At 54.6% G+C, this 13,364-nt stretch carries 13 protein-coding genes and 1 other annotated feature; of the genes, 6 read left to right on the forward strand and 7 right to left on the reverse strand.

Going from position 1 to position 13,364, the window contains the following annotated elements; genetic code table 11:
* Position 1: 1 nt before the first annotated feature.
* The 3 genes from dgcN to BN3796_RS06400 form a co-directional block, all read right to left on the reverse strand.
* On the reverse strand, positions 2-1,222 hold the full coding sequence (gene dgcN / locus BN3796_RS06390; protein WP_061707524.1) for a diguanylate cyclase DgcN: 1,221 nt from the start codon (positions 1,220-1,222) through the stop codon (positions 2-4).
* Positions 1,215-1,748, reverse strand: a complete 534-nt coding sequence (locus tag BN3796_RS06395) for a YfiR family protein (protein ID WP_061707525.1) — start codon at positions 1,746-1,748, stop codon at positions 1,215-1,217. The genes dgcN and BN3796_RS06395 overlap by 8 nt, the downstream gene beginning before the upstream one ends.
* Positions 1,749-1,901: 153 nt before the next feature.
* Positions 1,902-2,276, reverse strand: coding sequence for a DUF2799 domain-containing protein (locus tag BN3796_RS06400; protein ID WP_061707526.1), 375 nt, complete (start codon positions 2,274-2,276; stop codon positions 1,902-1,904).
* A 197-nt stretch (positions 2,277-2,473) separates the two neighbouring features.
* Between BN3796_RS06400 and aroF the strand changes: the two genes are divergently transcribed.
* From aroF to BN3796_RS06415, 3 genes are read left to right on the forward strand one after another with little or no spacing between them, the layout of a single operon-like run.
* Positions 2,474-3,544, forward strand: coding sequence for a 3-deoxy-7-phosphoheptulonate synthase AroF (gene aroF, locus BN3796_RS06405; RefSeq protein WP_061707527.1), 1,071 nt, complete (start codon positions 2,474-2,476; stop codon positions 3,542-3,544).
* A gap of 10 nt (positions 3,545-3,554) precedes the next feature.
* Entirely contained in the window at positions 3,555-4,676 is a 1,122-nt protein-coding gene (gene tyrA, locus BN3796_RS06410) for a bifunctional chorismate mutase/prephenate dehydrogenase (RefSeq protein ID WP_061707528.1), read from the forward strand.
* 59 nt (positions 4,677-4,735) lie between these two features.
* Positions 4,736-5,608, forward strand: a complete 873-nt coding sequence (locus BN3796_RS06415; protein WP_061707529.1) for an SMP-30/gluconolactonase/LRE family protein — start codon at positions 4,736-4,738, stop codon at positions 5,606-5,608.
* On the opposite strand, the gene pheA is transcribed toward BN3796_RS06415, so the two are convergent.
* The 4 genes from pheA to bamD all read right to left on the reverse strand — a co-directional run bounded on the left by pheA (position 5,605) and on the right by bamD (position 8,374).
* Positions 5,605-6,765: a bifunctional chorismate mutase/prephenate dehydratase gene (pheA, locus tag BN3796_RS06420; RefSeq protein ID WP_061707530.1), complete on the reverse strand. Its 1,161-nt coding sequence runs from the start codon at positions 6,763-6,765 to the stop codon at positions 5,605-5,607. The two genes, BN3796_RS06415 and pheA, sit on opposite strands and share 4 nt — an antisense overlap.
* A gap of 28 nt (positions 6,766-6,793) precedes the next feature.
* Positions 6,794-6,919, reverse strand: a sequence feature (Phe leader region).
* The gene (pheL, locus tag BN3796_RS20675; RefSeq protein ID WP_001386991.1) at positions 6,871-6,918 is read right to left on the reverse strand and encodes a pheA operon leader peptide PheL; all 48 of its coding nucleotides are present in this window, start codon (positions 6,916-6,918) and stop codon (positions 6,871-6,873) included. (Overlaps the previous feature by 48 nt.)
* 103 nt (positions 6,920-7,022) lie before the next feature.
* The gene (gene raiA / locus BN3796_RS06425) at positions 7,023-7,367 is read right to left on the reverse strand and encodes a ribosome-associated translation inhibitor RaiA (protein WP_061707531.1); all 345 of its coding nucleotides are present in this window, start codon (positions 7,365-7,367) and stop codon (positions 7,023-7,025) included.
* A 269-nt stretch (positions 7,368-7,636) separates the two neighbouring features.
* Positions 7,637-8,374 carry an outer membrane protein assembly factor BamD gene (gene bamD / locus BN3796_RS06430; RefSeq protein ID WP_061707532.1) on the reverse strand — a complete coding sequence of 246 codons (738 nt, stop codon included), beginning with the start codon at positions 8,372-8,374 and terminating at the stop codon, positions 7,637-7,639.
* Between the two features lie 131 nt (positions 8,375-8,505).
* Between bamD and rluD the strand changes: the two genes are divergently transcribed.
* From rluD to clpB, 3 genes are all read left to right on the forward strand, one after another.
* Entirely contained in the window at positions 8,506-9,486 is a 981-nt protein-coding gene (gene rluD, locus BN3796_RS06435; RefSeq protein WP_061707533.1) for a 23S rRNA pseudouridine(1911/1915/1917) synthase RluD, read from the forward strand.
* A complete protein-coding gene (gene yfiH, locus BN3796_RS06440; RefSeq protein ID WP_061707534.1) occupies positions 9,483-10,214 on the forward strand; it encodes a purine nucleoside phosphorylase YfiH in 732 nt (243 codons plus the stop codon). Before rluD ends, yfiH begins: the two co-directional genes overlap by 4 nt.
* Before the next feature lie 131 nt (positions 10,215-10,345).
* Complete coding sequence (clpB, locus tag BN3796_RS06445; protein WP_061707535.1) at positions 10,346-12,919, forward strand: ATP-dependent chaperone ClpB; 2,574 nt, start codon at positions 10,346-10,348, stop codon at positions 12,917-12,919.
* Positions 12,920-13,364: the final 445 nt, after the last annotated feature.

Raw genomic sequence — 13,364 nt, forward strand, 5'->3', positions numbered from 1 at the left:
TTTATGAGATCACTTTCGGTCGCTGATTTTTAATGCGGTACATATGGCGATCTGCCTGTTCCAGCAGTTTTTCGACCGATTCATTTTCCCACGCCAGCGCAAAGCCAACGCTGAGGGTGAGGGTAACGGATTCGCCATTGTGGAGATTAAATGGCTGGAGGAAACGGTGCGTCAGCCCGCTACAGATCTTTTGCACGTCGGAACGGGAGTGCACGCCATAGAGGATCATCGCAAACTCATCGCCCCCCAGCCGGAATGAGGGATGGCGTTTCCCGCCAAATTCCACCATTCGACTTGCCACTTCAATCAGCACGCAATCCCCGGCGGCGTGTCCCCAGGTATCGTTAATTGCTTTAAAGTTATCGCCATCGAGAAACAGCAGGGCGGCGCTGCTTTTTGCCGGAGAGTCGTTCATCAGCGACGCAAGCGCGTTGCGAAAGGCGGCCCGGTTAGCCAGGCCGGTCAGCGGATCGTGCATGGCGGTGCGTAACAGCTGGGCGTTCTTCGCCTGTAGCTTGAGCTGCCACTCCTCCATCTCGTCAAGCAGGCTGTTGAAATCCTGGCCGAAGCGGTGAAATTCCTCGATCCGCTCTTCAGAAACCCGGCGGGTAAAGTCGCGGTTGGTGCGCACGTCGTGAACCACATCAGTAATGTTCTGCAGGGCAGCCACCACGCCGTTATGCAGGGAGCGGGTGATCGTAAGCGCCACAAGCGAGGTAAGCAGAATGGAGCCGGTCAGGACGGCAAACGAAAGCCAGATAAAGTGGCCGATGAGATTGTCGCGCGCGGTAATGCGGACCTCACCAATAAGCGTGCCGTTATGCCAGACGGGGTGCGTCACCGGGACGGGAAAGAGCCAGTGGCTGATGAACGTATTAAAGGTGTCAGGATTGTTTTTCGGCTTCCACGTCCAGCGGGCGAAGGGCTGATGATTTCTGTCGATAACCTCCGCCATGTCAAACTGCCCTTGTTTGCCCAGCGTGGCGAGCGTTTCTGTGGCGGCGACGGCGTCATTAAAAACCAGCGCCGCCTCCAGGCTACGGCTCAGGGTGGCGCTGGTCAGTTCGAGATTTTTTTGCGCGTACTGTTTAAGCGTTACCACGGAAGCCACAGACAATAGCAGCCATATTATTGTCATTGTAATAACCACGCTTATTACACTTATGCGCCGCAACGTTCTTTTAAAGGTCGGGCGCGATGCTGGCGTAAATTCCTTATTCATGCTTCTTGTTCCGGGCAAGTATTAATACATCCGGATTGACTCTTACGCCGCTGCGAGACAGCGCATCCAGATTGACGGAAAATCTGACTATGTCATCACGGATAATCAGGCAGAACGCACTGCCAATAACGCATTCAGGATTTTGTTCTGCAATTAATAACAGCGGCTTCCCCTGATAGCGCTTAATTAATTCCAGCTGATCGGCAGGCGATTCGGCGCCAAAATAGATGGCATTACAGCCAGCGGCCAGCGCGTCTGGCGCATCATGCACCATAACGGGAATATAAGGGAGGGGCGTTGCCCCGGCCTCGCTTAATGTCAGGTAATAGCGGGCGCTACGATAAATACAGAGGCGGGGCAATTCATCAAGCGATGGCCAGCGGGTATAACTGACGATGCCTGTCACAATTGACCGTACGGATTTAGCGGTTGCCGCCTGCATATCGGTGTTGGCCGAAGCATTGACGCACCATAGCGTAAGCGCCAGCAAAAGCGGGCATAAAGCGATATAAAAAATATGTCTCACCAGAATCCGCCATACTGCTCTGGAATTAATTTTTGCAGGTTATAGCGGGCAGATTATCAGTTTTAGCTTAATCCGTCATTAAGCAGCAATTAACTATTGTGTGACTTAAGCTAAACTTCAGCCTGATATCAAAACTCTTTAAGTTGAGTCTTATCAATTAAGCCGGGTCGTGCTTTCTCCTGCTTTCATTCCTCGTTGCCAGAGCGCCTGCAGCCGGTCGGTATCTTCCACCGTATCGCAGCTGGCAGGAAAACGTTTCCCGGCATATCCCAAGGCTTCGACAAAATTTTCAGTACAGATCGCTTTTTGCCCCCGCGCATACCCGCGCAGGTATTCTGCGCGATCGGTCTGAACGTGGCGGGACTCTCCGGCAAATTCATTAGCACGCTTTGCCGCCACGCCGCTTATGGCATCCTCTTTACCGATACTAAACCAGTCGGGATCGCTCCAGTTGGGCTGGTGCGTATAGGGGTCGACATGGCAGGCGGTAAGTATCAGCATCAGTAACGTAACAGCAGCCAGGCGCATAAAGAACCTCTTTGGTCGATGAGTGAGTGTCTTTGTAATATTATCTTTACAGCATGAAGCGGATTTTTTATCAATAAAATAGTGGTTGTAAACTATTGTTTACGTATTTTGGATTGAAATCTTTACTGGCTGTGATAATGTACTTTCACCTCTTCTGAGGAAACCTACTATCGCAAACGAGCATCAGGATCGCCATCATGCAAAAAGACGCGCTGAACAACGTACATATCGCCGATGAACACGTATTAATTACGCCAGACCAGCTTAAGTGTGAGTTTCCGCTTAGCGCTGAGCAGACCCATCAGATTGAACGCTCCCGTCAGACGATCTCGGATATCATTGCCGGTCGTGACCCGCGTCTGCTGGTGGTGTGCGGACCTTGTTCTATTCACGATCCTGAAGCCGCGCTCGAATATGCTCGTCGATTTAAAAGCTTAGCCGCAGAGGTCAGCGATAGCCTCTATCTGGTTATGCGCGTCTATTTTGAAAAGCCCCGCACCACCGTGGGCTGGAAAGGGCTGATTAACGATCCGCATATGGATGGTTCGTTTGACGTGGAGGCGGGTCTGAAGATTGCGCGCCGCCTGCTGGTGGAGCTGGTGAGCATGGGGCTACCGCTGGCGACCGAGGCGCTGGATCCTAACAGTCCGCAATATCTTGGCGATCTCTTTAGCTGGTCGGCTATCGGCGCGCGCACCACGGAGTCGCAGACCCACCGCGAGATGGCCTCCGGTCTGTCGATGCCGGTTGGTTTTAAAAATGGTACCGACGGCAGCCTGGCAACGGCTATCAATGCCATGCGCGCCGCCGCGATGCCGCACCGCTTTGTTGGCATCAACCAGGCCGGGCAGGTCTGCCTGCTGCGTACCCAGGGCAACCCGGATGGTCACGTCATTCTGCGCGGCGGTAAAGCGCCGAACTATAGCCCGGCTGACGTGGCGCAATGCGAAAAAGAGATGGAACAGGCGGGACTGCGTCCGGCTCTGATGGTAGATTGCAGCCATGGTAACTCCAACAAAGATTATCGTCGCCAGCCTGCGGTCGCGGAATCCGTTGTCGCCCAGATAAAGGATGGCAACCGCTCCATTATCGGCCTGATGATTGAGAGTAATATTCACGAGGGCAACCAGTCGTCCGAACAGCCGCGCAGCGCCATGGAATATGGCGTATCGGTAACGGATGCCTGCATCAGCTGGGAAACCACCGATGCGCTGCTGCGTGAGATCCACAACGATATAAAAGGCCAGCTGGCGACGCGTCTGGCTTAAGAGGTTAGTTATGGTTGCAGAATTGACCGCGCTACGCGATCAAATTGATGAAGTGGATAAGGCGCTGCTGGATCTGCTGGCGCGCCGCATGGCACTGGTGGCGGAAGTGGGAGAGGTCAAAAGCAAATATGGCCTGCCGATTTACGTGCCGGAGCGCGAGGCCTCTATGCTGGCGTCGCGCCGCAACGAGGCGAAAGCGCTCGGCGTCTCGCCCGATCTTATCGAGGATATCCTGCGCCGGGTGATGCGGGAATCCTACTCCAGCGAAAATGACAAAGGCTTTAAAACTCTCTGTCCAACGCTGCGCCCGGTAGTAATCGTCGGCGGCGGCGGGCAGATGGGCCGGCTGTTCGAGAAAATGCTGACGCTCTCCGGCTATCAGGTGCGTATTCTTGAAAAAGAGGACTGGGGGCATGCCCCGCAGCTGCTGGCGGATGCGGGAATGGTGATTGTCAGCGTGCCGATCCATGTGACCGAGCAGATTATCGCTAAACTGCCGCCGCTGCCGGAGGATTGCATTCTGGTGGATTTGGCCTCGGTGAAAAACGGCCCGCTGCAGGCGATGCTGGCAGTGCATAAAGGCCCTGTACTGGGGCTGCACCCGATGTTTGGCCCGGACAGCGGTAGCCTGGCGAAGCAGGTGGTGGTTTACTGCGATGGCCGCCAGCCGGAGGCCTACCAGTGGTTTCTGGAGCAGATCCAGGTCTGGGGGGCGCGTCTGCATCGTATCAGCGCCGTGGAGCACGATCAGAATATGGCCTTTATCCAGGCGCTGCGTCACTTCGCCACGTTCGCCTACGGGCTGCATCTGGCGGAAGAGAACGTGCAGCTGGAGCAGCTGCTGGCGCTCTCTTCGCCTATCTACCGGCTCGAGCTGGCGATGGTGGGACGACTGTTTGCCCAGGATCCGCAGCTTTATGCCGACATTATTATGTCGTCTGAAAATAATCTCTCCCTGATCAAACGCTACTACCAGCGTTTTGGCGAGGCGATTGCATTGCTGGAGCAAGGCGACAAGGCCGCGTTTATCGACAGCTTCCGCAAGGTGGAGCACTGGTTCGGTGACTACGCGACGCGCTTTCAGAGCGAGAGCCGCACGCTATTGCGACAGGCAAACGACAGCCGACAATAGAATGATGTATATACTCAAAGCCAGCACATCGCTGGCTTTTTTCTTTTCTGGAGGTTGTCATGGCTGAACCGCAGGTACTTTTTGACTATACGGGCCACTTACCGGAGTGCCCTACCTGGAGCGAGAGCGAAAACGCGCTCTACTGGGCCGATATTCTGGAAGGGGAGATCCACCGTTTCGATCTCGCTTCGCGTGAACATAAGATCATTACTTTTCATGAAGAGGTAGGCTGTTTCGCCCTGCGCGAAAAGGGCGGCTTTATTGTCGCCATGCGCAATGCTATCTGGCTTTCCGATCAATATGGCCTGCTGCAGCATAAGATTTGCGATAACCCTTCTAACCCACAGCTGGCGCGCTTTAACGACGGGGGGACTGACTCCCGTGGCCGCTTTTATGCCGGCACGTTCTGGAGTCCGGGAGATTACAACGGCGCGTTGCTGATGCGCGTTGATAACGATCTTACCCCCAAAGTCATTCAGTGTGATATCCACGGTCATAACGGGCTGGCCTTTAGCCCGGATGGACGGTGGATGTTTACGTCAGATACGCCGAACGGGGTGATTTATCGCACGCCGCTCGACGAGGCGGGCGAACCGGGCCGGCGCGAGCTGTTCCGCCGTTTTCAGGAAGGGGAGGGGATCCCGGACGGGGCCGCGCTGGATATTGAGGGGTGCTACTGGAGCGCCATGTTTGATGGCTGGCGGGTGGCGCGCTTTTCGCCGCAGGGCGAGCTGCTGGAGGAGATCCCGCTGCCGGTCCGCTGCCCTACGATGGTTTGCTTTGGCGGGGCCGACATGAAAACGCTCTTCATCACCACCACGCGGGAGAATATGGAGGGCGAGGAGCTGGCGCAATATCCGCTTTCTGGTGCTATCTTCACCCTGCCGGTGAGTGTGGCAGGGGTGAAGAAAGGTCCGTTTATCGAGCGTTAAACGGGATCGACCGGCACCACGTTTTCGCCTGGATAACAGCCCAGTACCTTCATGGAGCGGGTAATATCGCCCAGTTCGCGCAGCGCCTTCTGCATGGAGGCGGAGTGCAGATTGGCCTGAATATCGAGATAGAACATCTCTTCCCACGGATTGCCGTGAATAGGACGGGATTCCAGTTTGGTCATGATCAGGTTGTGGTTGCGCAGTACCAGTAGCGCTTCCACCAGCGCGCCCGCCTGCTGGCCGGTCGCCATCAGCAGCGTGGTTTTGGCCGGAACCTGATCGGAGACGTTGATCGCTTTACGGGCCAGCACCAGAAAGCGGGTGATGTTTTGCGTCTGATTGGCCTGAATGCGTTCCAGCACCTGCAGGCCGTGGAGTGCGCCGCCCGCTTCGTTACCCAGCGCCGCCACGGTGGGGGAATTAATCTGCGCCACCTTTTCCATCGCTGCGGAGGTACTTTCGGTGTACTCAATTTGCCAGTCCGGGAAGCGCTTGAGGAACTGGGTGCACTGCTGAAAAGGCTGCGGATGGCTGTAAACCGTTTTAATGGCGCTCAGATCGGTGGTACCGCTCACCAGCACGCAGTGGTCGATAGGAAGATTGAGCTCGCCGACGATGGAGAGCGAGGTATGCTGCAGCAGATCGTAAACATCATTGATGGCGCCGGAGCTGGTGTTCTCAACTGGCACAACGGCGTAGTCCGCCTGCCCGGTTTCCACCTGGCTGAAAATATCGGCGAATTTCGTGCAGCCGCTCTCTATAAACTCTTCAAAATGGCGGGCAGCATACTGACGCGCCGCCAGATGTGAATAGGAGCCCTTCGGCCCAAGGAACGCCACCCGTGCCGAGTGCGGATTGGTTTTATTCAGATGCTGTTGCAGCAGTGCCTGCTGGGTCAGGACCGAATCTTCAATGATGAGTTGGAACAGGCGAGTGATGTAGTGGGCGTCGAGATGATGGTGTTTGCCGAGCTGGATAAGGCGCTCCAGCAGATCGCGCTCCCGGTCGATATCGCGTACCGGGCGGTGAGAGGCGAGCTTCGCCTTGCCCACCTCAACGGCGAGGGTGCGCCGCTCGGCAAGCAGCGCCAGTAATTTTTCATCCAGCGCGCTGATTCTTTCTCGCAGATCCAGTAACGGGTTTTCCTGTGTCATAGCAGTGCCTGTTATGTTTATCGTTATCAAAAAAAAGGCCCCCCGTTTCGGGAGGCCTTGCTGTTCGTCCTGGCATTCTTTATCACACGACGACACGCCTCCCGTTCAGGGGAAGGTAAAAAAGAATGCAAAGAAAAACGGCGTGTGTTTCATCTGTTCATCCTGTCTGTGATGACTTTAAAGTACCCGTACTGTTTTCACCCTGTCAATAAAAAACGCGCCCGAAGGCGCGTTAGCGGTAAACTCAATTTAAAGGATTACTCTTCAACTTCTTCTTCTTCAGCGAAGCTTGAATCTTTCACCGAGGTAGCGGCGCGACGCGCTTCGCCTTTGTGCTGCACTTTATTGAGCTGCCGTTCCAGCTTGTTAATCAATTCGTTGATAGCGGTATACATATCTTCATGTCTGGCGCTGGCGACCAGATGGCCATTCGGGGTATTGATGGTCGCGTCAGCGACAAATCCCTGCGGCTCCTTAGAAAGGATGATATGGGGATTAATCAAATGGGTTTGCCATTTATCAAGTTTGGCGAGACGGTCTGTGACATGCTGGCGGATTGCCGGAGTAATTTCCATTTGTTTACTGGTAATGTTCATTGTCATAAATTTTACCTCTTGTCTTTCCGTCTTGGTGATTCCAGCATACCTCGCCCAATGTCAAAATGTGTGATGTAAATCACGTAGTTTTGTCACTTTTTGTCAGTGAACTATTTTTGTGAGGCAGGACAGGGAGGGGGGAGATTTACCTTGTGAAAGTGCGAAATAACCGCCATATTTGATGGGATGCGTTGCCACTCAACCGGTTCAGCAACGTTTGAAAAGCATACAAAAACGGCAGCCTCAGGGCTGCCGTTTTGTCTGTTTCAGGACACTCAGGTATTGCTGCTGTTCGCGGCGATAATCTTCGCGACTTTCTCAGCCTGCGCATTCATCTGCATCTGACGGTAGGCGTTCTCCATCAGCTTCAGCCCATCGCGTGTTGCCTGCGTATCCGGGTAATCACGCAGCATGCCTTCGACACGGTTTACCACCGCAACCCAGGCGCCACGGCGTGTATAGTATTCGGCCACGGAGTATTCATATTTCGCCAGACGATCTTTCAGGAAGACCAGGCGTTTTGTGGCATCCGTCACGTACTGGCTGTTCGGGTAGCTGCGCACCAGTTTGGAGAAGTCATTAAACGCATCGCGGGCGTGCTGCGGATCGCGATCGGAACGATCGACGCCAAAGAAGCCCTGCAGCGCGCTGTCATCGAGCGCCATGTTGGTCAGGCCGCGCATGTACATGACGTAGTCGATATTCGGATGAGTCGGGTTCAGGCGCATGAAGCGATCGATGGTCGCCTGAGCCAGCGGCAGATCGGCGTTTTTATAGTAGGCGTAGATAAGATCTAACTGCACCTGTTGGGAATACGGGCCAAAAGGATAACGGTTATCCAGCGCTTCCAGTTGCGTTATCGCCTGTTTCCAGTTACCGTCCTGCAGTTTTTGTTGTGCAGTCGCGTAGATTTCATTCGGCGGATTGTCAGGGACCTGTTCATTCGAACCGGAGCAGCCCACCAGAGCCAGGCTTAACGTGGCCGCTGCCACCAGATATTTCATGCGCGTCATGACGTTTTGACTTTCCTCAAATGTTTGTCCGGGAGAATCTCTGTTCCTGCTCCCGATTAAGACCAGCTACAATAGCACACTATATTAAACGGCAAAGCCGTAAAACCCAACGTTAAACGAAGAAGCAGTTTATGGCACAACGAGTAGAACTCACCGCAACAGTCTCCGAAAATCAGCTCGGTCAACGCTTAGATCAGGCTTTGGCTGAAATGTTCCCTGATTATTCGCGTTCACGCATAAAAGAATGGATCCTTGACCAGCGCGTGCTGGTTAACGGCGTAGTCTGGGACAAACCAAAAGAGAAAGTGTTAGGTGGGGAAGTGGTCGCCATCAATGCTGAAATCGAAGAAGAGATGCGCTTCGAGCCGCAGGCTATCCCGCTGAATATTGTCTATGAAGATGACGACATCCTCGTTATCAATAAGCCACGCGATCTGGTGGTGCATCCGGGGGCGGGTAACCCTGACGGGACGGTGCTTAACGCGCTGCTCCATTACTATCCGCCGATTATTGATGTTCCGCGCGCGGGCATTGTTCATCGTCTGGATAAAGATACTACTGGCCTGATGGTGGTCGCCAAAACCATCCCGGCGCAGACCCGTCTGGTCGAGTCGCTGCAGCTGCGTGAAATCACCCGCGAATATGAAGCGGTGGCGATTGGGCATATGACCGCAGGCGGTACGGTGGATGAACCTATCAGCCGCCACCCCACCAAGCGCACCCATATGTCAGTACACCCTATGGGAAAACCGGCGGTCACGCACTATCGCATTATGGAACATTTCCGCGTGCACACGCGTCTGCGTCTGCGTCTCGAGACGGGCCGTACGCACCAGATCCGCGTTCATATGGCGCACATTACCCATCCGCTGGTGGGGGACCAGGTCTATGGCGGCCGTCCGCGTCCACCGAAAGGGGCGTCCGAGGCGTTTATCAACGCGCTGCGTAAATTTGATCGCCAGGCGCTCCACGCGACGATGCTGCGTCTTTATCACCCGATCAGCGGGATTGAGATGGAGTGGCATGCGCCGATTCCGCAGGATATGGTGGATCTTATCGAGGCGATGCGCGCCGATTTTGAAGAACATAAGGATCAGGTGGACTGGCTATGACCCGGTTGATTGTTCCGCAGTGGCCGCTGCCGGAAGGGGTGGCTGCCTGTAGTACCACCCGCATCGGCGGCGTCAGCCAGGGGCCGTGGGAATCCCTCAATCTCGGCGCCCACTGCGGCGATAATCCAGAGCATGTGGAAGAGAACCGCCAGCGCGCTTTTGTTGCCGGAGGATTACCGTCAAAACCGGTATGGCTGGAGCAGGTGCATGGCAAGGCGGTGCTACAGCTGACGGGCGAGCCTTACGATTCTAAGCGTGCGGATGCTTCATACAGCCGCACCCCCGGTACCGTATGCGCCGTTATGACTGCTGACTGCCTGCCGGTGCTCTTTTGCAACCGCGCGGGAACCGAAGTCGCGGCGGCGCATGCTGGCTGGCGCGGCCTGTGCGAAGGGGTGCTAGAAGAGACTGTCGCCTGCTTTGCCGATCGTCCTGAAAATATCCTTGCCTGGCTTGGCCCGGCCATTGGTCCCGCGGCCTTCGAGGTCGGCCCGGAGGTGCGTGAGGCGTTTATGACAAAAGATGCCCGGGCAGGGGAGGCGTTTCTGGCAAAAGGGGAAAAATATCTGGCTGATATTTATCAGCTTGCTCGCCAGCGCCTGAATCAGGCTGGAGTTACGCAGATCTTCGGCGGCGAACGCTGTACCTTCAGCGAAAAAGGCGAATTTTTCTCCTGGCGTCGCGATAAGACCACTGGTCGTATGGCAAGTTTCATTTGGCTGATATAACCTAAAGAATCAAGACGATCCGACGCAGGCGGTTTTCTTTTCGCATAATTAAGGTCATTCACCTTGAATAATTGAGGGATGACCTCATTTAATCTCCAGTAGCAATTTTGACCTGTATTATGGGAGGAGTTATGCGTCTGGATCGTCTTACTAACAAGTTCCAGCTTGCTCTTGCCGATGCCCAGTCACTCGCACTCGGGCACGACAACCAATTCATCGAACCACTTCATTTAATGAGCGCTCTGCTGAATCAGGAGGGGGGCTCGGTACGTCCTTTGTTAACCTCTGCTGGCATTAATGCCGGACAGCTGCGTACGGCCATCGATCAGGCTCTGAGCCGTTTACCGCAGGTAGAGGGAACCGGCGGCGACGTGCAGCCTTCTCAGGATCTGGTGCGTGTATTAAATCTTTGCGACAAACTGGCGCAAAAACGTGGAGATAACTTTATCTCGTCAGAGCTGTTTGTTCTGGCGGCGCTTGAGTCTCGCGGTACCCTGACCGACCTGCTGAAATCGGCGGGCGCCACGACCGCTAACGTGACTCAGGCGATTGAACAGATGCGCGGAGGGGAGAGTGTGAACGATCAGGGAGCAGAAGATCAGCGTCAGGCATTAAAGAAATTCACCGTCGATCTGACCGAGCGAGCGGAGCAGGGCAAGCTCGATCCGGTGATTGGCCGTGATGAAGAGATTCGCCGCACGATTCAGGTGCTTCAGCGCCGTACCAAAAACAACCCGGTATTAATCGGGGAGCCCGGCGTGGGTAAAACCGCCATCGTTGAAGGGCTGGCCCAGCGTATCGTCAATGGCGAGGTTCCGGAAGGGCTAAAAGGCCGCCGCGTGCTGGCGCTCGATATGGGGGCGCTGGTGGCCGGGGCGAAATATCGTGGCGAATTTGAAGAGCGCCTGAAAGGGGTGCTTAACGACCTGGCGAAACAGGAAGGCAACGTCATTCTCTTTATTGACGAGCTGCATACGATGGTCGGCGCCGGTAAAGCCGATGGCGCGATGGATGCCGGCAATATGCTTAAACCCGCGCTGGCTCGCGGTGAACTGCATTGCGTGGGCGCCACGACGCTTGACGAATATCGACAATATATTGAAAAAGATGCGGCGCTGGAACGTCGTTTCCAGAAGGTCTTCGTGGCTGAGCCTTCGGTGGAAGATACCATCGCCATTCTGCGCGGACTGAAAGAGCGTTATGAGCTGCACCACCATGTGCAGATCACTGACCCGGCGATTGTCGCGGCGGCCACGCTGTCGCACCGCTATATTTCTGACCGCCAGCTGCCGGATAAGGCCATCGACCTGATTGATGAAGCGGCTTCCAGTATTCGTATGCAGATCGACTCGAAGCCGGAAGAGCTCGACCGCCTCGATCGCCGCATCATCCAGCTCAAGCTGGAGCAGCAAGCGCTGAAGAAAGAATCTGATGAGGCGAGCATGAAACGGCTCGACATGCTCAACGAAGAACTGAGCGATAAAGAACGTCAGTATTCTGAGTTAGAGGAAGAGTGGAAGGCGGAGAAAGCGTCGCTTTCGGGTACGCAAACCATCAAAGCTGAGCTGGAGCAGGCGAAAATAGCCATTGAGCAGGCGCGTCGCGTGGGCGACCTGGCGCGTATGTCAGAACTGCAATACGGTAAAATTCCTGAGCTGGAGAAACAGCTGGCGGCGGCTACCCAGTCGGAAGGTAAAACCATGCGCCTGCTGCGCAATAAGGTTACCGACGCTGAGATTGCTGAGGTGCTGGCCCGCTGGACCGGTATTCCGGTCTCCCGGATGATGGAGAGCGAGCGCGACAAGCTGCTGCGTATGGAGCAAGAGCTGCATCATCGCGTGATTGGCCAGGATGAGGCGGTAGAGGCGGTGTCGAATGCAATTCGTCGTAGCCGTGCCGGGCTCTCCGATCCAAACCGTCCGATTGGCTCGTTCCTCTTCCTTGGCCCGACCGGGGTGGGTAAAACCGAGCTTTGCAAAGCGCTGGCGAACTTTATGTTCGATAGTGACGACGCGATGGTGCGTATCGACATGTCCGAGTTTATGGAGAAACACTCCGTTTCGCGTCTGGTCGGCGCGCCTCCGGGATATGTCGGTTATGAAGAGGGCGGCTATTTAACGGAAGCGGTTCGCCGCCGTCCTTATTCCGTCATCCTGCTGGATGAAGTAGAGAAGGCGCACCCTGATGTCTTTAACATTCTGCTGCAGGTGCTGGATGACGGTCGCCTGACGGATGGACAGGGCAGAACGGTCGATTTCCGTAATACGGTGGTCATTATGACCTCCAACCTGGGTTCCGATTTGATTCAGGAACGTTTCGGTGAGCTGGACTACAGCCATATGAAGGATCTGGTGCTGGGTGTGGTAAGCCAAAACTTCCGCCCGGAATTTATCAACCGTATTGATGAAGTGGTGGTCTTCCATCCGCTGGGTGAAAAACATATCGCCTCGATTGCGCAGATCCAGCTGCAGCGTCTTTATAAACGTCTGGAAGAGCGTGGGTACGAAATCCACATCTCTGACGATGCGCTGAAGCTGCTTAGCGAAAATGGTTACGATCCTGTTTATGGGGCTCGTCCATTAAAACGCGCGATTCAGCAGCAAATCGAAAACCCGCTGGCTCAACAGATCCTCTCTGGTGAGCTGATTCCGGGAAAAACGATACGGCTGGAGGCCAACGAAGATAAAATCGTGGCTGTGCAGTAAGTCAAAAAAAAGTGAAAACGAGCCCTGCGGGGCTCGTTTTTGTTTAAAAACCAGGCGAATATGGGCGGGTTTAACTCTTTTTGCCTGGAAATTGAGCGGTTGAAGAATAATTTTCACTTTATGCTTGCAGCTTCAGGATTACTCCCTATAATGCGCCACCACTGACACGGAACAACGGCAAGCAAGCCGCCGGGTCAGCAGGGTTCTCCCGGCGAAAGCCGCTGAAGGATCCCGGAGAAAAGCGAAAATAAAAGCTTGACTCTGAAGCGGGAAAGCGTAATATGCACACCCCGCGCCGCAGCGAAAAACGAAGCGGCACTGCTCTTTAACAATTTATCAGACAATCTGTGTGGGCACTCAGGTGACATGGATTCTTAATGTCTTAGGACAATAAATGAATACCAAGTCTCATTGAGTGAACACGTAATTCATTACGAAGTTTAAT

The organism is Pseudenterobacter timonensis, assembly GCF_900021175.1.
Lineage (GTDB): Bacteria > Pseudomonadota > Gammaproteobacteria > Enterobacterales > Enterobacteriaceae > Enterobacter > Enterobacter timonensis.